The organism is Asaia prunellae JCM 25354 (genome assembly GCF_000613885.1).
Lineage (GTDB): Bacteria > Pseudomonadota > Alphaproteobacteria > Acetobacterales > Acetobacteraceae > Asaia > Asaia prunellae.
In genome coordinates, this window is the sequence record NZ_BAJV01000006.1 from 45,168 (window position 1) to 66,841 (window position 21,674).

Consider the following 21,674-nt stretch of genomic DNA (forward strand, 5'->3'; position numbering starts at 1 on the left):
AGTCGGGTGGGGGAGGACGAAAATTTACTCCTCAGGCAGGAATACTGTGAGGAGCGAGGTTATCCTGTCAGGGCGACGGATTCGAGTATCTCACGAGTGTAGCCGGCAAGGGCGCGTATCAAGTGCTGCGAGATTGCCGTGTATGTCCTGCAGTGCAGCTTTTTTCAAAACAAGAGGCTTTCTGCCGGGGGGTATCCTGATCCCCGGCAGAGAGAAATATCTGTCATCAGTGACGATGGGAAAGCTGACGCTCCAGAGCGCTGATAAGCGTTGCGACATTGCCCCCGTTGCGGGCGAGATAGGAGCTGTAATCCTGACGCTGTGTCAGCGCAGGCTCGTCCCTTCACCGATCATATCAACAATTTTCATGCCGCTGTTCCGGTCGATCAGCAAACCGATATCGGCCGTTGGTTGGCCAGGGCGCATGATCTGGGCATTGACGAGCTGGCCATTGGGCGTGGTAGTGGTCCCGATAACTCTGAAGCTTACGCCCTTGTAATCACCGATCTTGTCAGTGACAGCATTGACCAGAACCTGATGGAACAGTTTGAGGTATTGTGCCTGCTGCTCGGGTGACGCTGTGCGCCAGTAGCGACCAAGGCAGAACTTGCCGATCGTGGCAATATCGACATTGTTCTGGAGCAGCGGCAGGACTTCCTGTCGCTTTTCGCCCAGAGATTTGTCGCTGTTGATGATTCCGACCAGCTTGCCACCAAAATTGTTCACAAAGCCCTGTGCGTCTTCAGCCTGTGCAGGGGTGGCGATGGCAGTAACCGAAACGAGGGCCGTGGTCAGGAGACCGAGAGCCGCACGGCGGGAGAAAGAAAGGCATGTCTTGAGCATGTCGGGAGGTCCTTAATTGTACCAGTCCGGCACGGTCGCCCGGTGGTCGTTACGCATGGAGTCGACTTGGCTTTGCCGGTTTTGCTGCCAGGCACTTCTGATGAACGCATAGGGGTCGAGTGAATCCTGCTCGACCTGATCGATCTCGTCAATATGAGACGAGAAACCACTGAGCACTCCGGCAATATTATAGGCCCAGTTGAATGTCAGGAGGCCATAGCCGCGTGGCACATAATTGATGGGTGACAGACCTTGCGCGATGACATAGCCGCCAGCGTCACGCAATGTGTTTGGCCCGAGTCCTGGAAGGAACATGTAAGGACCGCTGGGAACACCCCAAGTGGCGAGGGTCAGGCCCGGATCGCTGTCGTGATGCGGGTAACCCAGCGATGTGGCCACGTCGATAAAGCCGGCCGCGCCAATGGTCATATTGATGATATAACGCATGAAATCGTCGCCGGCGCGGCGCGGCTTTCCTGCACCGACATCGCTGAAGAAGACGGTCGGCATATACCATGTCTGGTTCAGGTTATCGATTGAGTTACGAATCGGTTTGGGAACTGCCCAGGCCCAGGCCTTGCCGACAGGTCGCAACGCATGATGATAGGCCCACATCTGTATGCCATACATCTTGCGATTGACAGGCTCATAGGGGTCGTTTGCTTCCTTGTAGTCTGCAAGGGCTTCCGGGTCTTTAGGTGGCGGATTACGCCAGCTGGCGCAGGCGCTCAGAGAGAGCAGGGCTGTCAGTCCGACAAGAAGACGGCCACCTTTACGCTGCTTGTGCCGTTGCGTCCGGTTCTCGACGGCAGATCCGGTATCAGGCCGGTTATCGGAATCACCTAGCGGTGCGGTCATCGCAGTCCCCAAGTCGTGTCAGCGCGCCTGGCTGCGCCAGAATCTGCGCACAAGCCCACGATCGTTTCGTTACAGGCTGTGAACAGCCCCGGTTTCAATAGCCTGAAAGCGCCGCCACAGATGCAGCATGACACCATCTCCTTTAGGGGAGAAGACATCAATGCTGTCTCTCTGGAGACGCAGCATTGTGGTTTTTTAGCATGATGTCCGACAGATGCCAGACCGTAGATGTCAACTCATGCTCCCTGCCTAGCGTTTGAGGAGGGCCACGGTTGGCGAAGATGGATTCCAAGTATTTTGACATGGATCGTTTCTCCTACCAGTGTGGCGTCAAATCAACAGATGGAAGCACCTTTCCCATGAGAGCAATTGTTATGAGCGCTGTTTGTCTGGCGGCGTTTGCCAGTATGGTAGATGGTGCGGCGCTGGCAGCGCCGGCTGTGACGGTTCAGCCTGGGGCAAGACTCCGGGTGGTCAGGACGTCAAAATCATTACACTGACCAATGACCACGCCATGACTGTTCGGGTTATTACCTATGGCGGAATCATCCAGTCCGTTGAGGCCCCGGATCGTGCTGGCCATGTCCAGGATCTGGTCCTCGGTTTCGGGACACTTGAAGGCTATACGAAGGACTCGGCAGAAGGGGGGCTGTTTTTTGGCGCCATGATCGGCCGTTACGCCAATCGTCTGGCCCATGGCACCTTTACGATAGATGGCAAGAGCTATCACACCGATCTGACTGATCCGCCAAATGCCTTGCATGGTGGCAAGATCGGCTTTGACAAACACGTCTGGACACTGGTCGATACCAGAAAGACTGCCGGAGAGGCTTCCGTCACGTTGCGTCTGGTCAGCCCGGACGGTGATCAGGGGTTTCCGGGAACGCTGACGACCAGCATTACCTATACACTCAATGACAATAACGCGCTCAGCCTGCATTATCAGGCCACCACAGACGCACCAACCGTGCTGAATCTGACTAATCACAGCTACTGGAATCTGAACGGCGAAGGTTCGGGTTCGATTGAGAACGAGGTTCTTCGGGTTAATGCAGAGCGTTACACTCCGACGGATTCGACCTCGATCCCGACAGGAGAGCTGGCCCAGGTCGAAGGAACACCACTTGATTTCCGCAAGCCTGCACGTATTGGCGATCGCCTGCGCAGTGATTTCATCCAGATGATGTACGCGCACGGTTATGATCATAACTGGGTCGTCGAGGGAGAATATGGCAAAGCACCGCGCCCCGCAGTGACGGTGTATGATCCGGCTTCGGGTCGTACGCTCGATGTCTCGACCAATCAGCCAGGTGTTCAGATCTACACATCGAATTCCCTGACCGGGAAATATGCCGGTATCTCACATCGTGCCTATCGCCAGACCGATGCCCTGGCTATCGAGGCGGAGCATTTTCCGGACAGCCCCAATCATTCTTCTTTCCCGACGACGGAGCTACGTCCGGGCCAGAAATTCGACTACACGACCATCTTCAAGCTCGGCACGCGCTGAGCCTACCCTGCCTGCTTGGTCTCTGGGCAGGCAGGCTTCAGGCGTCTCTGTGATGGCGGCGGCGGTGATGGCCAGGATCTGGCATGAACTCCCGATGTGTCACGAAGACGCCCCGATCTGCTGCCAGATGCAGTACGGTCAGCTTTTCCTTTGCCAGTCCGGTATGCGGATCAGTAAAACCGGCGATACGATGTTTGACCTCGATCTCGAGAGGTCGTTCGATTTCCAGCGCAAGACGGTGGCTACGCCAGGTCATGGCCAGTTCGGTCTCACCATTAAAGCGTCCATAGCGGAATGACATCGCGTCCTTCTGCACGATCTGATGTGCGGCATTGCCCAACATAAACAGACCGGCCAACGCAGCGGCTGCATGGCCAATACGGCAAAACTGGGCATGGCTGAGCAAAGGAAGCACAATTTTTGTGACCCTGAGGGCCGCAAGGGCAGAGACGCCGACACAGAGCCCAGCCACAAGCACGGGGCCGTCAAACAATCCGAAACGGGCGTACAGAAAGAGCTTTATGGCATGGAGCAGGACTTCGTTCGCTGCGCGCGTGGCAATGATGGTTTCTTTCTGCAGGCCCAGTTTCTGGTAGAAGCGATTGAACAACAGTCCCGTGGCGCCAGTGAAACCCGAGATGAACCCGGCCGCCAGGCCAATGGCGGGCAGATACTTCCAGGCGCCCTGATCGGTCATGACCGGTGAGGCTGGGCGTAGCAGCAGAACAACATTGCCACTCAGAAACAGGCCCAGAAACATTTCAAGATAGACCGGGGGCATGAGCCGCAGACAGAACACACCCAATGCTGCGGCAGGCAAGGCGGCGGGCAGGAAACAGGACACGACGCGCCAGTCAATCGCATGACGGAAGGTCGCAATCCGGCCGATCGTGCTGCACATGGTTCCCAGAGAAAGCGCAGCCGGTATCTTCGACGCAGTCAGGAGCAGGCCGAGAACAGGCATGATAACCAGACCCGCTCCGCCACCTGCCACAGCAGAAATGGTAAAAGCCCCGCAGGACAGGCAGAAAAGCAGCACAAAAACCAGCATGATCCTCGCATTCCGTCTCAATAGCCCGACTCAGGGCTGAGGAAGGCAGCGATCGTTGAATCTATATGAGAATTATTCTCAATTTGATATCAAATCATGTCAGGTTGTCAGAACGATCAGAGTTTTCGGTCGCGTTTGATCCTGTCCCAGGCGGCATTGATGCGTGCGACACGATCAGCGCTTTGGCCATGGCATCGGGGCTGAGATTTTTCTGCCCCAGAACGTCAGGATGATGCTCCCTGATCAGGACGCGCCACCGTGTACGTACTTCCTGGTCACTGGCTGAACGAGAAAGGCCAAGCTCGACATAGGCATCGTTTTCATTGCTTGCCGAAGCGGAGCGTCCGGTTTCAGCCCGGTCCCAGGCTCCCGGAGGCAAGCCGAAAGCCGTATGGATCTTTCTGAGAAAAGCTGTCTCGGCAGGGTTGAGAGGCGCACCGGGGGGCAGATCGGCTCTGGCAATAACGAATAGTGCCATCAACAGATTTTCGAGTGGTGCGCGATCCTTGGCGAATCCCTTTCCAAGCTCGCGCGCATACATTTCAAAATCATCCGTCCGGTCACGTGCGCGGTCGAAAAGCATGCCGATTTCCCGGCTGTTTTCTGCCGGAAACTGGAAAAGGGATTTGAAAGCCGAGATCTCTGCCTTGTTCACAGGTCCATCGATCTTGGCCATCTTGGCGCAGAGTGCAACCAGACCGATGGCATAAAGCTGATCGGTCTTGCCAAGCAGGGTTGCCATCTTAGCGGCCGCCATGAACGCTGCCCCATTTGGATCGGGCTGGCCTTTTGTGCGCCAATGCTCATGCCAGCCACCGGCTGGCGTTTCAAGTAGCGAGCCGCGATCGGCGGCATGACCGAGCGCCGCCCCCATGAGCGCGCCCATCGGTCCACCCACTGCGAAACCGGCTACACCACCGAACATCTTGCCCCAGAATGCCATGATCTATCGGTAGCATGAGGCAGGGGATGAGTTCAAACGATGGCTGACGGATTGGCACAGGGCAGATCGACTGTACCCTCATCATTCCTCACGGAAAGGCGCGGCAGGCTCTGGCTGATCGCATTGGTCAGTGCTGTCAGATCATAGGGCTTGGGCAAAATCGTAACGGATGGATCGCCCTGGACAGAATGAGTGTCACCTGTAGCAAAAATGATTCCGATATCCGGTTTGAGGCTACGGGCCTGAGTGGCGAGATCCTTGCCGGAAAGACCTGGCAGGTTCACGTCCGTCAGCAGCACGTCGACTGGCATGGTCTGGAGTACGATCAGGGCTTCGGCATAATCGCTGGCCTCTATCATCAGATAGCCGGAATCCCTGAGCATTTCTGACGTCGTCTGTCTGATCAGACGGTCATCCTCAACCAGCAGGATTGTGAGGTAGAGGGAACGAGAGGGGGCAGAGCCGTCCGATGTTGCATCGGCAGAATGAGAGAGCGGGTGGATCTGCCGTTCTGATACGGCCGGATCAGCCGCCTGCTGACGTTGCGCACGATTGGCAAGAACATGGCGGAATTTCCGTGCCAAGCGTCGCGCGTATAGGGTTTGGAAAGGAGTTCCACCCCGGCATCAAGCCGACCGCCATGGACGATCGAGTTCTCGGTATAACCCGAGGTAAACAGGACAGCGATATCAGGCAGACGCTCTTTGGCGCGCCGGGCCAGTTCCGGGCTTTTGAGCGTTCCTGGCATCACCACATCAGTAAACAGCATGTCGATGGGAATGCCGCTTTCGATCACTACAAGAGCATTGGCGGCATCTGTCGCCTTTAGCACCTGATAGCCGAGATCGGAGAGCATTTCGACCACCGTAGCCCGCACTTCGTCGTCATCCTCAACAACGAGTACTCTTTCGGTGCCGCCTGTAGCGGGGGTCATGTGGAGGTCAGTTTCCACATCCTCGGCGTCTATTGAACGTGGCAGATACAGCTTGATTGTCGTGCCTTCATCCGGCTCGGAGTAGATATTGATATGGCCACCGGACTGTTTGACGAAACCATAGACCATCGACAGACCGAGACCTGATCCCTTGCCTTCGGCCTTGGTAGAGAAAAAGGGCTCAAACACTTTCGACAGGATCTCGGGAGTCATGCCAGTGCCGGTATCCGAAACAGCAAGCAGTACGTACTGACCTGCTTTGACGTCGTCATGCTGGCGTACATAGGAATCATCGAGCAGGGCATTACCCAGTTCGATTGTCAGTTTGCCATGGCCATCCATGGCATCACGGGCATTGATGGCGAGGTTGAGAAGTGCATTCTCGATCTGCGCGGGATCGATAAAGGTGTTCCACAATCCTGCCGAGACAACTGTCTCGATCTCGATTCCCTCGCCAATGGCACGTCGGAGCATTTCGTCCATGCCACGCACAAAACGCGTGACATTCACGATCTTCGGCTCCAGCGCCTGACGACGCCCGAACGCCAGAAGCTGGCTGGCCAGGCGCGAGCCACGCTGCACACCGCCCATGGCGCTACTGACGTGACGCTCAGCACGCGCATTACCGGCAACATCCTTGCCCAGTAACTGCAGATTACCGCTGATCACCTGAAGCAGATTATTGAAATCATGGGCTACACCGCCGGTCAGTTTGCCAATGGATTCCATTTTCTGTGCCTGGGCAAGGCGGGTTTCTGCCTGACGGCGCTCGGCAATTTCCTCTATGACGCGATTCTCGAGCGTCTCGTTGAGTTTGCGAAGCTGCTCTTCGGCGCGCTGGCGATGGCTTACCTGACGCGCCAAATCATCGGCGCGCTCACGCAAGGCAGCTTCTGCCGCACGTTGGTGAGTGATGTCCGAATGCACACCAACCCATTCGGTTATAACGCCTTCATCATTCAGAATTGGCAGGGCGCGTATGGCGAAATTCCGCCAGACCCCTTCGCGGCTCAGAACGCGATGTTCGTGAACAAACATGCTGCGTGCTGTGACAGAGGTATTCCACGCGACAATGGTCGCGGCTGCATCATCGGGATGAACGGCATTGGCCCAGCCGAAACCCTGATAGGCGTCATAACTCTGTCCCGTCAGTGCAGCCCAGCCAGGCTGCTCGCCAGTCATGCGGCCATCGGCACTATTGGTCCAGAGTACACCATGAACAGCCCGCATTGCCGTACGAAAGCGAAGATCGCTGGCGGCTACCTCGGCAATGCGCCTTGCCCGTTCTTCGATGTCAATGCCAAGGATATGGACGCCATGCACGACGCCCTCACCATCTGTATGGGGTACATAGCGGAATTCGGTGTGGCGCAATGTGCCATCGCGCTGTGGCAAGAGTGTTTCGGCTGTGATTGTCTGGCCGGAAAGGGCGCGTTCCAGATCCGGTCGTCTGTCTTCGTAAACGCGTGCACCCAATACTTCGGACACGGGACGATTGATAATACTGTCCAGCTTCAGACCAAGCAGAGTCTCATAGGCTGCATTGGCAAAACGATAGATATGGGCCTGATCGACGTAGGAGACGAGCATTGGCGTTGCATTGGTGACACGAAGCAGATTGGCTTCGCTTGCAGCAAGACGGGCTTCGGCTTTCACACGCTCGGTATTGTCGACCACGGTGCAGAGTACGCCAGCTGCATGCCCATCCGTCTCGAAAACCGGAGTGTAGTAAAGATCAAGCGTGAAGCTGTCACGTCCATGCGGATGATCGAACCTGACATGGCGATTACGGAATGTCGCGGCCTGACCGTGAAGCGCCTGCTCAAGCACGGGCTTCTGCCATGCCCATAGTTCGGGAAAGGCCTCGTCGCTGCGGATACCCAGCGCACAAGGATGCCGGTCACCAGCAATACGGCTGAAGGCATCATTGTAGAACAGAATATGATCAGGCCCCCAGAAAAGCATTTTGGCGACCGGGGAATTAACGATGTTTGTGATCGTGGCGCGCAGGACGTCAGACCACAGGGACAAGGCACCCACAGGGTTATGAGCCCAGTCAAGCGCGCGTATCAGGGCACCGCATTCCCCGCCTGCAAGCGGGAAAGCCCTGGCATCGCGCAAAGCTGCTGCCTCGCGCTTCTGCCGTAAAAGAGACAAACCGGCCTTCAGGGCTTCTTCCGCAGAGGCAAACGCACCCTGGGAGAGTTCCGCTTCAAGGGCGCGTGAAAGTGCTTCCGAAAAGGGAAGCGGAAATGAGGGACGAGATGTCATGGATCGACAGGGCCCTTGCGCCACAGTGAAAGCGGGAATTCAAATCGTTAATTATCGACAACGAATGTCATTGACCAGAGAAAAGCCTCGTCGAGCAGGGGTGGTGCCGTGCAGACCACCTGGCAAAACAAACGGTCAGACCAGATCAGGGTTGCGCGATCCCTTCCCGTATCGGCCTGCCTGGTGACCAGGAGATGGCATCATGACATCTTCTGCTCGACAAGACCTGTATCAGGTGATAATTATCGGTTTATCGATAATAAGAGAATAATCATGATACCCATGCGTGAGACAGCCTCGCAGGTTTCCCTGCTTCTTAAGGTTCTCGCCCATCCGGAGCGCCTGATGATCGCCTGTCTTCTGGTCGGTCAGGAATTGTCTGTTGGTGCGATCGAAAGGATGCTTGGCATCGGCCAGCCTGGTTTGTCTCGCCACCTCACCAGCCTGAGGGCCGCACGCGTCGTCAATTTCCGTCGTGAGGGCAGTTCTGTCTTCTACCACTTGGCCGATGAAAAAGCCGGGCATGTTATTGCAGCGCTACATACCATCTATTGCGAGCCTCGCGTTGACGATGGAGCATTCTGATGGCGCCTTTTTTCACCAGTCTTCTGGGGGGTGTGCTGATCGGGACAGCCTGCACGATCTATCTTATGGGGATCGGGCGCATAGCCGGGATCAGTGGCATGGCTGCAAAGTTTCTCAACAGGCAGCTGATCGCCCGGCTGTTATCTTTCTTCTGGGTCTGATGGTTGCGCCTCTTCTCTGGCGAGGTATCTCGGGTCACTGGCCTCCTCTGACAATCAGGGAGCCCTGGTTTGTGGTTGTCCCTGCCGGCGTTCTGGTCGGCTTCGGGTCGCAGATGGCATGTGGCTGCACTAGCGGCCATGGTGTGATGGGGCTGGCGCGTCTGTCTCCCCGGTCTCTTGTCGCTGTTGGGTGTTTCATGACTGCCGCAATCGCAACAGCCATCTGCGCCCATCACATGGCAGGGTGGTGGACAAGACCGTGAAGCGCTTTGGCCTTGCTGCGCTATGCGGCGTGATATTCGGGCTTGGTCTCATATCGGGGGGGATGACCGACCCTGAAACCATCCAGTCCTTTCTGATGCCTGGCCGGGACTGGAACCCCTCTTTGATGGTCGTGCTGGGTGGTGCGGTCTGTGTGACATTTGCTGGCCTGAGACTGCAAAAGCGCATGGTGCGTCCATGGTACGATGCCCGGTTTCATCTCCCCGGGAAAACCCGGATTGACGCGCATCTCGTCCTGGGAAGCATCCTTTTCGGTATCGGATGGGGATTGATCGGCTTATGTCCGGGGCCAGCTATCGCCGCCATTTTGTTCGGTGGTGCCAAAGCCCTGCTGTTTCTGGTTTCCATGGGCGCAGGTATTGCGTTGTTTCATGGTGTGTTCAGCCGAGATCCGGGGTGAGTCTGTAACCGGAGTGACTGGCGACTGAACCGCCCGGCAGAATCAATGCTGGTGATCAGCAAGACAAGAGACTGGCAAAAGCGCGGGCGGGATCGTGCACCAATGGTTTTCCAGCCAGAAAAATGTAAAAAAGAGAAGATTATTGCTGCAGATCATTCTGTTCTTGATATCGGAGACAGCCCGATTGTCCGTGCATTGCGTATTCTACCTCAACGGAAAAGATTTCTCGGTACTTACCTGTGCAGGGTTCGGTTCCTTTCCTGCCTATTCCGGGTCTGGCGACTTGACCAATCGTTCCGCTGCGACCGGCAACAGGAATAATGGCCCCCTTCCGCTAGGGCTTTATCATATCCTCGATCGGCAGTGCGGAGGCCGCCTGGGTGGTGTCAGGGATCATATCGGTGATTTCTTTGCGGGTACCCGTCGTCAGGACTGGTTCGCTCTCTACCGTGATGATGGCGTCATAGATGATCAGACATCGATAGATGGCATAAGACGAGGCGCTTTCCGGCTGCATCCGGTCGGGTTCTGGGGGATCAGCAAGGGATGCATCACGCTACCCGATACCCATGATTTCTATCGCCTGCGTGAGTTTCTGCTTGCGCAACCTATCGTCTATCTGAACGGAATGCGTTCCTACGGGACGCTGGAAGTCAAATGAAAGTGCTTGTTACCCTGCCGGTCGCTCTTCTTGTCTATCTTGCTCTGGGCAATGCGACGCATCACTATTTTGCCTGGTCAGGTCGGACATGGAAGATCCTGTCACCTGTCTTTTATCTCAATGACACTCTTGGTCTGGGTCTGAGCCAGGCCAGCATCATCATGGCGACGATGATGCTGGTCAGCATCGTTCTGGCGTATGTCATCGTGACGGGGCTGGGCGCATTGATGGGCCGCCGTCGCAGGGGCTGACAGTCACAGGGTGCCGAAGGAAGTGGTGATAATCCCGACGGCTTGATGCTTACATACGTTGACGGATCATGTTCACGTGCTGCGCAGAAAAACCAGACAAGCCACCCGTAATGCCGAGGCAAGCGGGCGTTCCGGTGGACGGGTCGCATCGATACTGGCGATCAGAGAGGCGAGAGAATTATCTGCGCTCATTTCTTCCAGCACGGCCCAGAATTCAGGCTCAAGGGCGATACTGGTGCGATGGCGTGACAATGTGAAGCTGCGTTTGACGAGATCACTCATTCGGTGCGGCTTTCTGTAATTCGGTTTGTGCCCATGCGGCAGCGTCAGCGACAATCGGGCTTTCGTCCTGCGTCAGATGCGCGACCAGTGGCAGATGCGCGCGATCGCCGGAATTACCGAGCGCAATCAGCACATTACGCACAAAGCGATTGCGTCCGATACGCTTGATGGGCGAGCCGGAGAAAAAGCTGCGGAATCCGGCATCGTCCAGCCGGGCCAGATCATCTAGTCTGGGCGCCATCAGATCGGCCCGGGGCTGAAGCTTCATGTGGCGTGACGTTGCAGCAAAACGGTTCCATGGGCAGGCATTGAGACAGTCATCGCAGCCATAGATTCGATTGCCCATGGCCTTGCGAAATTCGACCGGGATCGGCCCGTCATGCTCGATGGTGAGATAGGCAATGCAGCGCCGGGCATCGAGCGCATAGGGACGAGGAAAGGCATCGGTAGGACAGGCTGCCAGGCAGCGCGTGCAACTGCCGCATGACCCGGCGCGAGGCGGTGAGGCGGCAAGTTCGAGCGTGGTATAGATCTCGCCCAGAAGCAGCCAGGAGCCATGAACGCGTGAGACGACATTGGTGTGCTTGCCCTGCCAACCGAGCTGGGCCTGCTCGGCCAGAGGCTTTTCCATGACCGGTGCCGTATCGACAAACACCTTCACCTCTGTGCCATCGCCGCCAACATCCTGACGCACCACGAATTGCGCGAGATGCTTGAGCATGCCTTTGAGCACATCATGATAGTCGCGATGGCGGGCATAGACCGAGATCGTGCCGGTATCGGGCTGGTCGAGCGTTTCGGCAGGGTCGGCCTCGGGTGCGTAGGAAAGCCCGAGCGAAATCACGCTACGGACTTCAGGCCAGAGCGCCCTGGGGTCGCCACGCTGCTCGATGCGCTGCTCCATCCAGCCCATCGTGCCGTGACGTCCGTCCTCGACAAACTGGCGCAGACGCGTGCGGGCTTCCTCGGGCAGGGAAGCGTCACAAAAGCCGATCGCATCGAAGCCGAGATGCCGCGCATGGTCGGCAATGCGGTCTTCGATGCTCTTCGTCATGCTGTATGGGTCATGGCACGGGCGGCCAGTCCGGCTGGGGGAATTCGTCCTGCGTCCAGTCCCCTGCGGCCCAGTCGGCGCGCAAGGCGATGGCCTTCTGCGGCAGGGTGCCATCGACGATGGCCGCACGGATCTGGCGCATGAGACGCTGGTAATAGGCGAGATTATGCCATGTCAGCAGCATCGGCCCGAGGATCTCATTGGCACGGAAGAGATGATGCAGATAGGCGCGGCTGTGGCGCGAACAGGCCAGACAATCGCAATCAGGGCTTATCGGACGGTTATCTTCTGCATGGCGGGCATTGCGCAGGTTCAGCGTGCCGCGCTCGGTATAGGCGCGCGCCGTGCGGCCTGCGCGCGTGGGCATGACGCAATCGAACATGTCCACGCCGCGCTCGACACCGCCCAGCAGGTCATCGGGCGTGCCGACACCCATCAGATAACGGGCATGGTCGTGCGGCAGGAGCGGAATGGTGAAGTCGAGTGTCGAGAACATGAGTTCCTGACCTTCACCCACTGCCAGACCGCCAATGGCGTATCCCTCGAAGCTGATATCGGTCAGGGCCCTGGCCGAGCGCGTACGCAGATCGCGTTCCGTTCCGCCCTGAACAATACCGAACTGCCCATAGCCGGGACGCTGCACAAAGGCCTCACGCGAGCGCGCAGCCCAGCGCATGGAAAGCTCCATGGAGGATTCCAGACGTTCGGGCGTGGCGGGCAGAGCCGGGCATTCATCGAAGCACATGGTGATGGTGGCATCGAGCGCGTGCTGGATATCCGTGCTGCTCTCAGGCGTCAGGCGATGCTTGGATCCATCAATATGAGAGTTGAAGGTCACGCCATCCTGGTCGAGCTTGCGCAGCGCGCCGAGCGACATGACCTGAAACCCGCCTGAATCGGTCAGGATCGGGCCGGACCAGTCCATCATGCGATGCAGACCGCCCATCTTGCGCACGCGCTCGGCGCCCGGGCGCAGCATAAGATGATAGGTATTGCCCAGAATGATGCCTGCGCCTGTCGAGCGCACGGCATCCATGGTCATGGCCTTGACCGTGCCCACCGTGCCCACCGGCATGAAGGTAGGGGTCGGGATCGTGCCATGAGCGGTATGCAAATGGCCTGCGCGTGCCTGCCCGCAGCAGGCCTGCGCCTTCCACTGCATTTTCGTGGCGTTTTCTGTCATGGCGCGCGATCCAGCAAGCAGGCATCTCCGTAGGAATAGAAGCGGAATTTCTCGGCGATGGCATGGGCATAGGCCGCACGCATCGTGTCTGTGCCCGCCAGCGCGCAGACAAGCATGAAGAGCGTCGAGCGTGGCAGATGGAAATTGGTCATCAACCGGTCAACAGCGCGAAAACGATAGCCGGGCTTGATGAAGATGGCTGTCTCGCCTTCCCATGGATGTACGATACCGTTTTCATCTGCTGCACTTTCCAGCAGGCGCAAGCTGGTTGTGCCAACCGCGACGATCTTCCTGCCGCTGGCCCGCGTGTCATTGATGAGCTGCGCCGTATGGGCGTCGATACGCCCCCATTCCGCATGCATCTTGTGACTGGCGATATCGTCTCGTACAGGCAGGAACGTCCCTGCGCCGACATGCAGCGTCAGCGTATGGCGCGTTACGCCACGCGCATCGAGCGCGGCCAGAAGCCCGGGGGTGAAATGCAGCCCTGCGGTCGGGGCTGCAACCGCGCCCTTGTAGCGCTCGAAAATGGTTGCATAATCGCTGTCATCCTGAGCCGTAGGACCAGAAGGACGGTCGATATAAGGCGGCAGGGCCAGCGCACCGACACGCTTCAGAAATTCGTCGAACGCCGTGCCTTCTGCCGAAAACCGCATGGAAATGGCGCCATCGCCTTCATTTTCGACCACTTCTGCCGTGACCGGATCAGTGCCGAAACGCAGCGTGTCACCGGGGCGCAGCTTGCGGGCATTTTTTGCGAGAGCATGCCAGTTTCCATCACTCAGAATGCGATCGAGCGTGATACCGATTTTTGCCTCGCCACGCTGTGCCGCCAGCTGGGCACGAATAACCGCCGTGTCATTGGCAATCAGGAGATCGCCCGGCTCGAGCAGCGAGGGCAGATCGGCGATGCGATGTTCAGCCAGAGGCTGACCGGCGGCAACACGCAACAGACGGGCGCTGTCACGCGGGCGGGCGGGTTCCAGAGCGATGTTGTCGCGCGGAAGATCGAAGTCGAAATCGGATATCTGCATGGGCGGCTTCGTTTAGGCCAGATCGGACGGAAAAGGCCAGCGCAAATCCTGAATCCCGGGCGAAGGACACGGTCATAGAGGCGCCTCCCGGAGGAGGGGGCATTTGTCCGGACCCTGTCGTTCGAGTCCGGGCAGAGAGAAGAGCGTGTATCTAGATCACGGCTTTCTGTTAGGCGCAGGGGTCTGCGCTCTCTGTTTCGTTGTGTTTTTTCGGGCAGAGTTTCAGCTGGTCTATCAGCCAGCGTCCGGCAGGGCCTGGCGGTTCGGCGGTGGAATAGACAACACTCATCGGCATATTGGCCCCGCCGGGAGGGGAAAACCCTTCGATCGTGAGTTCGACAAGTCTGCCAGCGGCCAGATCGGCGGCGATGCTGTGAACGGGCATGCTCCCCAGCCCAGCCCTCCAAGCAGAAAATGATGCTTTGCGTAGAGATCAGCCAGACGCCAGGTGAAAGGAGACAATACGCCCCGTTCACGTCCTGCAGAGAGATCCGTGCGGTCTGTCAGTACAAGTTGCACATGCTTTGCGAGTTCGTCACGAGGGATTGGTCCTTCATGACGCGCCAGAGGATGTTCGGCAGAGGCAACCATCATGAAACGTATTTCGCCAAGCGCCTCGGTCGAGCAGGAGGGTGGAACATCCGGCAGGGGGCCGGCAATGGCGATCTGGGCACGTGAGTCCAGAATGGGCTGGAATACTCCGCCCAGTGCCTCGACAAAAAGACGCAGTGGCGTATGGGGGAAAGTTTCCCGAAAGCCGCGCGCCACGCGTGTCATCCGGTCCATGGGAAAGAAGACATCGACCACGACAGCCAGTTCTGGTTCGACACCCGATGACATGCCATATGCCCGCGCCTTCATGTGATCGACATTCAGAACAATGCCGCGAGCATCAGCAAGGAGTGCTTCCCCCGCCTTGGTCAATTGCGGATAGCGACCAATACGCTCGAAAAGCTGGACGCCGATCTGTGCTTCAAAGGTCGCAATCATTTCACTGATTGCAGGCTGCGAGCGCCGGAAGCGCCGGGCCGCAGCAGAGAAACTGCCCTCATCGGCTGCCGCTATGAAAACGCGGAGCTGGTCGAGAGAGATCCTGTCAAGCATCGAGCCGTCACCTATCGTTCAAAGCGATACTATCTATCGGAATATATTGACTGTCGAGATGGGTCCTGATGTGAGACGGTCAACAGAACACAGCATTCAGCGCTCGTTCTGCGGGTATGTTGCATTGCTGGATCCAACAGGAAAAAGGCGAGGAAATCATGAAGATCCTTCATCTTGATTCGAGCATTCTGGGCGATAATTCGGCGAGCCGTGCCCTTACGGCAGAAACCATTGCCCATCTGAAAACTGCCCATCCCGAGGCAGTGATTACCTATCATGATCTTGCAGCCCATCCTATCCCCGAGCTCGGGCCGGCGCATGTGGCGGCCCGTTTTGGTGCAGAGGTGACAGACGAGACGTTGAAGGCTGATATCGCCCGCGGTGATACCTTCATCGACGAGTTGTTCGCTGCCGATATCGTGGTTGTCGGCGTACCCATGTACAATTTCACGATCTCGGCCCAGCTCAAGAACTGGTTTGATCGCATCATGGTAGCAGGCCGGACCTTCCGTTATGGCGAGAACGGCCCGGTTGGCCTGGTGCCGGAGGGCAAGAAGATCATTCTCATCTCCACGCGTGGTGGTCAGTATGGCGCGGGTCATCCTGCAGCTTCAATGGACCATCAGGAACCTTATGTCTCCGCGGCACTTGGTTTTGTCGGGCTGAAGGACCTGACATGGATCCGTGCTGAAGGGCTCAGCCGTGGTGGTGATGCACGTGAAAGCGCAATGAGTGCTGCGCGCGCTGCAATTGCTGCTCTGTAAGACCAGTCTGAGAACAGGAATTTCCTCTATGAAAAAAACTTTTCTGGCCAGTGCCGCCCTCCTGACGGCATTGGGTGCTTTGTCCATGCCGCAAGCCCGGGCGCAACAGGGCGGCACGCCTGACCCCAAAGCGGTTCAGGCGGGTAGTTATGCAGTCGAGCCCTATCATACACAGATCAGCTTTTCTCTGCTGCATATGGGCTTTACCGGTTTTTCTGGTTTCTTCTCTCAGGCTTCAGGCACGCTGACACTTGATCCGGCTCATATCGATGCAACAAAGCTCGAGGTGACTTTGCCGATCAGCTCGGTTCAGACAACGGTTGCCAAGCTTGATAGTGAGCTCAAGGGCGCCGACTGGCTCGATGCGGACAAGTTTCCTACAGCTCATTTTGTCTCGACCCGTGTGGTCAAGACGGGCGCAAAGACTGCCAATATCACCGGTGATCTTACCCTGCATGGTGTAACGCATCCTGTCACGATCAAGGCCCGCCTGATTGGCAGTGGTGTAAACCCGCTCGACAAGAAAGAGACTGTCGGCTTCGAAGGCGATGCCGTGATCATGCGCTCTGCTTTTGGCGTAAGCCGTTACGTGCCGCTGGTGGCTGACAGCGTCACCTTGCATATTGCCGGTGCCTTTGAACGCCAGTCCTGATCCCGGGTCTTTGCAGGTATCGTTTCCGATGACGACAAGCAGTGAGCGATACGGCGCTGTTGCCATGATCCTGCACTGGATCATGGCACTGGGCATTCTGTTCATGCTCGGACTGGGATTGGTTATGGTTCATGGTTCTCTTGATCCGGGAATCATGTACAGGCTTTTCCAGCTTCATAAATCGATCGGCATCACACTTCTTGCTGTGGCCTTGCTGCGTGTGGTCTGGCGCTTTCTTCATCATCCACCGGCATTTCCAGCAAGTATGTCGCTGGGCGAGATCCGATTGGCGAAGCTCGGCCATGCTCTGCTTTATATGGAGCTGTTCTTTATGCCACTGAGTGGCTGGGCCCTGGTATCGAGTTCGGTCTTTGCCATTCCGACAGTGCTGTACGGGATTGTGCCCTGGCCAGACCTGCCTTTTTTGAGCATCTCACAAACAGGCAGCCGGTCGAAGATGCTTTTACCCTGCTGCATGCCTATGGCGCTTATGCCCTCATTGCAGTGGTGGGTCTGCATATGATGGCAGCGTTGAGACATCATTTTTTCCTGCGCGACGGGGTGCTGCTGAGGATGTTGCCTGCAACCCGAAGAACTCCTGACCGGACACATCTGAAATGAATCATATCATCCGAACTCTCGCTCCTGCGCTCGTTTTGGGCACTGGAATTGTCTGCCAGGCGCACGCTGTTCAGGCTGCGGAGTGGCAGGTGGAAAAAGACCATAGCGTACTCGGTTTCACGGGTATGCAGACCGGCTCTTCCTTCAAAGGGGCCTTCACCCGTTATGAACCGACAATAGTTTTCGATCCGTCGCAGCCGGAGAAGGGGCACATTGATCTCACGATTGATCTTGCCAGCGCACAGACCGGAGATCGTCAGCGAGATACGGCCCTGCCGGGGCAGTACTGGTTTGATATCGCCCACTTTCCGAAAGCGCATTTTGTGTCGACGGCGATTCGGCGGATCGCAGGGGAGCATTACGAAGCCGTCGGCACGTTGACGCTGCGCAATCTCAGTCATCCGGTTACACTGGATTTCACACTGCATATTGATGGCAGAAAAGCCCACGCACAGGGGAATGCCGCATTTTCACGTGCGTTATTTGGTGTGGGTCAGGGGCCATGGGCTTCGGGGCAATGGGTGGCTCTGCCAGTGACGGTCACGTTCGATTTTGTCGCAAACGAGGCCGGGTGAGGAGGTTTTCCGCAGGGGGTGATGTGACAGGCGGAATCGACTAGAGAGAAACAACAAGCCCTACAGGAGATTCCCTAATGTCTTATGCCGCTCTTGACGCTGCCCGCGTCGCCAAGGCCGCCAAATCTGCCTGACCGCTCTTGGGCAGGTCAAGGAACAGTCCGAAACCCATGTCCGTAAAACGATAATGGTTGAGCGTATCGAAGCATTGGCGGCTGCCGCGGCTGAAACTTCCCTGCCCGGTGGCGGGCTGGTGACCCTGACATCGGAAGAGTTCTGGCTGATCAGCAAAAACTGGTGATTGACTGGACGAAAGCGGCACCACCCCGCTTTCGTCCTTTATCCCTGGTAAGAAGCGATCTCGATCAGGTTCTCGTCCGGATCGAGAATATAGACCGAGGTGATAGGCCCGAGCGCGCCGATACGCATAACCGGCCCCTCAATGACGGCCACGCCGCATTTATCGAGATGACGCAGGATATTTTCTGAGTCGATGGCTGTGGTAAAACACAGATCACTGACACCGGGGGCAGCACGCCGTGCTGTTGTCCAGCCTTCGGAATCCATGGGGCGGAGATTGATTTTCTGCCCACCGAAGCTCAGTGAGACGCGATTATTGCGTCCATATTCCTCGATTTCCATGCCCAGAACGCGCTGATACCAGTTGGCAGAAACGGCGCGGTCACGGACTGTGAGAACGATATGGTCGAGGCGATCGACGGTAAAACGCATGAGGGCCGAACCTTCGCTGACAGGGACGCATCAAACATAAGCGCTTCAAGCATTATCAGGGTTGCGCCCTACCTGACTAGCTGCCGCCCTCGCCTGATCAGGAATGAAACGGGTCAGAAAGGTCGCGATGGCAGGAGCGACGGCGATCAGCACAAGAAACCGGGCGATCTGCATTGCCATCACGAACGGAACATTGATCGGAGTCGAGGCCGCAATAATTGCGATGGAGTCGGCTCCACCCGGACTGGTAGCCAGATAGGCACTCAGCAAATCGACATGGGCGATATGAGCCAGAGGCCATGAAAGCAGGGCACAGCCCAGAATGAGTATGCTTGTCGAGAGTGTGACGGCAGGCAGGGCGCGCCAGACATGGTTGAGTACGCTGCGGGTAAAACGGCGGCCGATCATCCAGCCAATAACAACGTAGCTTGGGGCGAGCAGCCAGACGGGCAGAGTATAATGCAGCCCCAGTATCGTCTGGCAGACAAGCCCTCCGGCAAGGCTCAACAGCAGAGGTGCTGCACCGAAGCGTACCAGAGGGGTCAGCAGCATGGTTACGGTAATGACTGCGAGACAGGGCCACCATGGCAGGTCGTGGGCAGCCTGGCTGGCATGAAGTGGGCCATGGACCGGAGCAGCAAGATGGGAGACGACCGAGCTTGCAAGCGTAACAAGAAGTACGCGGAGATAAACCATGAAGGCGACGAGCCGCTGATCGGCACCGTAGCTTTCACAAAGAAGAGTCATGGCAGTGGCCGCACCGGGAGAAGAGCCCCAAAGCGCCACATTGCCCGGCATCACCCGCAGGCGGGCGAGAATATAGCCAAGAGTAAAACTGAGAAAAATGACCGAGAAGACACCACCCAGAAAGATCGCCCACTGATCAACAATCTCACGCAATACCTTCAGAGTGAGGCTATGGGCCATAAGCTGGCCAATGACCGACTGGGCCAAAGGTGGCAGGCGTCGGTCAAGCGGTATGGTTATACCGCAGGCAGCCACTATGATCGCGGCGATCATTGGTCCGACCAGAAAAGCAGCCGGGAAACCGGCAAGGGACAATCCTGTTGCGAAAACGGCGGAGAGCCCTGCAAGTCCGATGATGATCCGCGTCTGGGCAATCATCTGATTGTCATCACGCGGTGAAACGGATCTGGTCTGTCTGCGTCACGCGACACAGGCGAGGGAAAAGGCGACTAAAGGCCATGTCATGCAGATCCTTGTCGAGAGATGTGCAACCGTCTTCGGGTATCACGAAGTCATAACCAAGTTCCCATCCATGACGCAGGGTTGATTCTACGCCAAAATTTGTCGCAATGCCTGCCATGATAACCGTTCTTATCCCACGGCGACGCAGCTGAAGATCGAGATCGGTTCCTGTAAAAGCCCCCCACTGGTGTTTCAGCACGACCAGATCACCTTCCTGACGCAGTCCGGGGGCAAGATCGCTCCAGTCTGCCGGCAAGGGGGAGGCATGAGAGAGCGGAGCATCGACATTCTGAGGCGGGACATCGGCAAAATCTGGCGCGAAGCCGACATGAACGAGCACGACCGGCATACCTGCATCCCGTGCCTGCCGGGCCAGCATCATGCCTCTGTCCAGGACGTCTTTGCTGGAATGCGGCACGACGGGCATATTCAGTATCCCTTTCTGAAGATCGATCAGAACAAGTGCCGTTGTTTTGGGATCAAGAGCAATCATGGGAGATCTTTCCGTTCATGGACACGTTACCGCCCAGTTATGCGAGGAAACCCTCTCATAAGTCAAATGCCATTGCGCCCAAAAGGCAGCGCGGGCGTGAACGCGTAGCGCGTATTCTGGACGCAGCAGGGGAGTTGTTTGTCCAGAAAGGGGTTGATGGCGCGACCATGACCGAAATTGCGGCGCGTTCCGGCACGGCAATAGGCTCGCTCTATCGATTTTTTCCTACGAAAGAGAGTCTGTCGCACCTGCTGCTCGAACGTTTTATTCATGATCGTCTGGAGAGACTCGACGAGCTGGCAGCCGGGGCTCAGCCAGGGGATTTCGAGAAAATCGCAAAGGGATTGTTGCGTGTCTGGCTCGATAAGCGAAACGAGCGTGACTATACGACGCTGCTCCTTGCCGCCCGACCTGATGGAGAAGAATCGGCACGGGCCTGGCGTGAGCAGTTTCTGGCGAGAGTGGTTGCGATACTTGAGAAATCCGGACCTGAGGCGCAGATGACGGCGCCGGCGCGAGGCAAGGTTCTGCTCCATTTGCTCAAGCTTGCACCGGAGCTGGTAAGGAACGAGGAACAGGAGATGATTGAAGAGATTCTCTACAAACTTGTTCTGTCGCTCGTAAGCGTAGGCTGACTTACTGGATTTGCTGAAAGGATTGGTGCGTAACGCCAATCCTTTGCAGGTGTGGGTGTCAGTGGGGACGCTTGCGGAAAGCGTCGAGGCTGACAACCTGGGCATCTTCGCCCGAGATCTGGGGGCTGGTCTCTTCCTGCGATCCGGAATCTGTTTCTTCTGCTTCAGTTGCCATCTCGCCCGGATCGACTGTGAAGCGTAGTGCCATACGGATATGCGGATCGGCGAAAGCGGTGATTGCGGCAAACGGGATCACCAGGACACTGCCGATTCCCCCGAATGAGAGCCCGACAGAGACGGTCAGGGCATCACGATCAACCTTCAGATCCCAGAACTGATGCTGGAGCACGATAGTCATTTCATGCGGGTATTGTGCCCGCAGGCGATCGGGAATGATGACGCCGGGATAATCGGTCAGGAAGGTAAGATAGAAATGATGCTCGCCTGGCAGACCTTCCGTACTGGCATAATCCAGCGCTCTCAGCATGACCTCACGATAGGCATCTTCAACCCACTCATCGTAGGGCAGCAGGCTTTCTGGCAGTTCGTGATCCATGCCGTCGCCTGATCGTCGCTCATTCCAACC

The 21,674-nt window shown here is 57.1% G+C and carries 26 protein-coding genes and 3 pseudogenes; 14 read left to right on the forward strand and 15 right to left on the reverse strand.

Annotated features, from left to right (window positions below; genetic code table 11):
- Positions 1-226: 226 nt before the first annotated feature.
- Together JCM25354_RS17110 and JCM25354_RS06175 are read right to left on the reverse strand one after the other, a co-directional pair.
- A pseudogene (locus JCM25354_RS17110) lies at positions 227-843 on the reverse strand (MlaC/ttg2D family ABC transporter substrate-binding protein).
- A gap of 12 nt (positions 844-855) precedes the next feature.
- The gene (locus JCM25354_RS06175; RefSeq protein ID WP_084294652.1) at positions 856-1,701 is read right to left on the reverse strand and encodes an MlaA family lipoprotein; all 846 of its coding nucleotides are present in this window, start codon (positions 1,699-1,701) and stop codon (positions 856-858) included.
- 385 nt (positions 1,702-2,086) lie between these two features.
- Here JCM25354_RS06175 and JCM25354_RS17115 point away from each other — a divergent pair, with 385 nt between their 5' ends.
- Positions 2,087-3,211, forward strand: coding sequence for an aldose epimerase family protein (locus JCM25354_RS17115; RefSeq protein WP_243443934.1), 1,125 nt, complete (start codon positions 2,087-2,089; stop codon positions 3,209-3,211).
- 37 nt (positions 3,212-3,248) lie between these two features.
- Here the strand turns inward: JCM25354_RS17115 and JCM25354_RS06190 are convergent, their stop codons facing one another.
- The 4 genes and pseudogenes from JCM25354_RS06190 to JCM25354_RS22310 form a co-directional block, all read right to left on the reverse strand.
- Complete coding sequence (locus JCM25354_RS06190) at positions 3,249-4,262, reverse strand: sulfite exporter TauE/SafE family protein (RefSeq protein WP_025885370.1); 1,014 nt, start codon at positions 4,260-4,262, stop codon at positions 3,249-3,251.
- 116 nt (positions 4,263-4,378) lie between these two features.
- A pseudogene (locus JCM25354_RS17120) lies at positions 4,379-5,205 on the reverse strand (TerB family tellurite resistance protein).
- A gap of 32 nt (positions 5,206-5,237) precedes the next feature.
- Positions 5,238-5,588 carry a response regulator gene (locus JCM25354_RS22305; protein ID WP_243443935.1) on the reverse strand — a complete coding sequence of 117 codons (351 nt, stop codon included), beginning with the start codon at positions 5,586-5,588 and terminating at the stop codon, positions 5,238-5,240.
- 20 nt (positions 5,589-5,608) lie between these two features.
- The gene (locus JCM25354_RS22310; RefSeq protein WP_243443936.1) at positions 5,609-8,410 is read right to left on the reverse strand and encodes a PAS domain-containing hybrid sensor histidine kinase/response regulator; all 2,802 of its coding nucleotides are present in this window, start codon (positions 8,408-8,410) and stop codon (positions 5,609-5,611) included.
- A gap of 273 nt (positions 8,411-8,683) precedes the next feature.
- On the opposite strand from JCM25354_RS22310, the gene JCM25354_RS17130 reads away from it, so the two are divergent.
- The 6 genes from JCM25354_RS17130 (at position 8,684) to JCM25354_RS06225 (ending at position 10,750) form a co-directional block, all read left to right on the forward strand.
- Positions 8,684-8,995, forward strand: coding sequence for an ArsR/SmtB family transcription factor (locus JCM25354_RS17130; RefSeq protein WP_051537269.1), 312 nt, complete (start codon positions 8,684-8,686; stop codon positions 8,993-8,995).
- Positions 8,995-9,156 carry a hypothetical protein gene (locus tag JCM25354_RS22315; RefSeq protein WP_243443937.1) on the forward strand — a complete coding sequence of 54 codons (162 nt, stop codon included), beginning with the start codon at positions 8,995-8,997 and terminating at the stop codon, positions 9,154-9,156. The genes JCM25354_RS17130 and JCM25354_RS22315 overlap by 1 nt, the downstream gene beginning before the upstream one ends.
- Entirely contained in the window at positions 9,156-9,419 is a 264-nt protein-coding gene (locus tag JCM25354_RS22320) for a YeeE/YedE family protein (RefSeq protein WP_243443938.1), read from the forward strand. The genes JCM25354_RS22315 and JCM25354_RS22320 overlap by 1 nt, the downstream gene beginning before the upstream one ends.
- Positions 9,416-9,838: a DUF6691 family protein gene (locus JCM25354_RS06215; RefSeq protein ID WP_199899916.1), complete on the forward strand. Its 423-nt coding sequence runs from the start codon at positions 9,416-9,418 to the stop codon at positions 9,836-9,838. Before JCM25354_RS22320 ends, JCM25354_RS06215 begins: the two co-directional genes overlap by 4 nt.
- 190 nt (positions 9,839-10,028) lie before the next feature.
- Positions 10,029-10,499, forward strand: coding sequence for a DUF2778 domain-containing protein (locus JCM25354_RS06220; protein WP_279379550.1), 471 nt, complete (start codon positions 10,029-10,031; stop codon positions 10,497-10,499).
- Entirely contained in the window at positions 10,496-10,750 is a 255-nt protein-coding gene (locus JCM25354_RS06225; protein ID WP_025885374.1) for a hypothetical protein, read from the forward strand. The genes JCM25354_RS06220 and JCM25354_RS06225 overlap by 4 nt, the downstream gene beginning before the upstream one ends.
- A gap of 72 nt (positions 10,751-10,822) precedes the next feature.
- Here JCM25354_RS06225 and JCM25354_RS06230 read toward each other — a convergent pair whose 3' ends face one another.
- From JCM25354_RS06230 to JCM25354_RS17140, 5 genes are all read right to left on the reverse strand, one after another.
- The gene (locus JCM25354_RS06230; protein ID WP_025885375.1) at positions 10,823-11,032 is read right to left on the reverse strand and encodes a ribbon-helix-helix domain-containing protein; all 210 of its coding nucleotides are present in this window, start codon (positions 11,030-11,032) and stop codon (positions 10,823-10,825) included.
- A complete protein-coding gene (gene queG / locus JCM25354_RS06235; RefSeq protein ID WP_025885376.1) occupies positions 11,025-12,086 on the reverse strand; it encodes a tRNA epoxyqueuosine(34) reductase QueG in 1,062 nt (353 codons plus the stop codon). The genes JCM25354_RS06230 and queG overlap by 8 nt, the downstream gene beginning before the upstream one ends.
- A 10-nt stretch (positions 12,087-12,096) precedes the next feature.
- A complete protein-coding gene (tgt, locus tag JCM25354_RS06240; RefSeq protein WP_025885377.1) occupies positions 12,097-13,269 on the reverse strand; it encodes a tRNA guanosine(34) transglycosylase Tgt in 1,173 nt (390 codons plus the stop codon).
- Positions 13,266-14,303 carry a tRNA preQ1(34) S-adenosylmethionine ribosyltransferase-isomerase QueA gene (gene queA / locus JCM25354_RS06245; protein ID WP_025885378.1) on the reverse strand — a complete coding sequence of 346 codons (1,038 nt, stop codon included), beginning with the start codon at positions 14,301-14,303 and terminating at the stop codon, positions 13,266-13,268. The genes tgt and queA overlap by 4 nt, the downstream gene beginning before the upstream one ends.
- A gap of 285 nt (positions 14,304-14,588) precedes the next feature.
- Positions 14,589-15,407, reverse strand: coding sequence for a LysR family transcriptional regulator (locus tag JCM25354_RS17140; protein WP_199899918.1), 819 nt, complete (start codon positions 15,405-15,407; stop codon positions 14,589-14,591).
- Positions 15,408-15,565: 158 nt separating this feature from the next.
- Here JCM25354_RS17140 and JCM25354_RS06255 point away from each other — a divergent pair, with 158 nt between their 5' ends.
- The 6 genes and pseudogenes from JCM25354_RS06255 to JCM25354_RS17150 all read left to right on the forward strand — a co-directional run bounded on the left by JCM25354_RS06255 (position 15,566) and on the right by JCM25354_RS17150 (position 18,320).
- The gene (locus JCM25354_RS06255; RefSeq protein WP_025885379.1) at positions 15,566-16,171 is read left to right on the forward strand and encodes an FMN-dependent NADH-azoreductase; all 606 of its coding nucleotides are present in this window, start codon (positions 15,566-15,568) and stop codon (positions 16,169-16,171) included.
- Positions 16,172-16,199: 28 nt separating this feature from the next.
- The gene (locus JCM25354_RS06260) at positions 16,200-16,823 is read left to right on the forward strand and encodes a YceI family protein (RefSeq protein ID WP_025885380.1); all 624 of its coding nucleotides are present in this window, start codon (positions 16,200-16,202) and stop codon (positions 16,821-16,823) included.
- 28 nt (positions 16,824-16,851) lie between these two features.
- Positions 16,852-17,346 (forward strand): cytochrome b, encoded by a 495-nt coding sequence (locus JCM25354_RS17145; RefSeq protein WP_243443939.1) that lies wholly within the window; start codon positions 16,852-16,854, stop codon positions 17,344-17,346.
- Positions 17,322-17,444 (forward strand): hypothetical protein, encoded by a 123-nt coding sequence (locus JCM25354_RS22975; RefSeq protein WP_369345741.1) that lies wholly within the window; start codon positions 17,322-17,324, stop codon positions 17,442-17,444. Before JCM25354_RS17145 ends, JCM25354_RS22975 begins: the two co-directional genes overlap by 25 nt.
- Positions 17,441-18,019 (forward strand): YceI family protein, encoded by a 579-nt coding sequence (locus JCM25354_RS06270; RefSeq protein ID WP_025885381.1) that lies wholly within the window; start codon positions 17,441-17,443, stop codon positions 18,017-18,019. The genes JCM25354_RS22975 and JCM25354_RS06270 overlap by 4 nt, the downstream gene beginning before the upstream one ends.
- Positions 18,020-18,096: 77 nt before the next feature.
- Positions 18,097-18,320, forward strand: a pseudogene (locus JCM25354_RS17150) (hypothetical protein).
- A gap of 38 nt (positions 18,321-18,358) precedes the next feature.
- Here JCM25354_RS17150 and JCM25354_RS06280 read toward each other — a convergent pair.
- Genes JCM25354_RS06280 through JCM25354_RS06290 form a run of 3 tightly spaced genes read right to left on the reverse strand, consistent with a single transcriptional unit; the run spans position 18,359 to position 20,453 of the window.
- Positions 18,359-18,751: a VOC family protein gene (locus tag JCM25354_RS06280; protein WP_025885382.1), complete on the reverse strand. Its 393-nt coding sequence runs from the start codon at positions 18,749-18,751 to the stop codon at positions 18,359-18,361.
- Positions 18,752-18,796: 45 nt separating this feature from the next.
- Positions 18,797-19,876 (reverse strand): AbrB family transcriptional regulator, encoded by a 1,080-nt coding sequence (locus tag JCM25354_RS06285; RefSeq protein ID WP_025885383.1) that lies wholly within the window; start codon positions 19,874-19,876, stop codon positions 18,797-18,799.
- Positions 19,877-19,886: 10 nt separating this feature from the next.
- Complete coding sequence (locus JCM25354_RS06290) at positions 19,887-20,453, reverse strand: hydrolase (protein WP_025885384.1); 567 nt, start codon at positions 20,451-20,453, stop codon at positions 19,887-19,889.
- A gap of 17 nt (positions 20,454-20,470) precedes the next feature.
- On the opposite strand from JCM25354_RS06290, the gene JCM25354_RS06295 reads away from it, so the two are divergent.
- On the forward strand, positions 20,471-21,088 hold the full coding sequence (locus tag JCM25354_RS06295; protein ID WP_025885385.1) for a TetR/AcrR family transcriptional regulator: 618 nt from the start codon (positions 20,471-20,473) through the stop codon (positions 21,086-21,088).
- Positions 21,089-21,146: 58 nt separating this feature from the next.
- Here the strand turns inward: JCM25354_RS06295 and JCM25354_RS06300 are convergent, their stop codons facing one another.
- Complete coding sequence (locus tag JCM25354_RS06300) at positions 21,147-21,644, reverse strand: SspB family protein (RefSeq protein ID WP_148301418.1); 498 nt, start codon at positions 21,642-21,644, stop codon at positions 21,147-21,149.
- Positions 21,645-21,674: the final 30 nt, after the last annotated feature.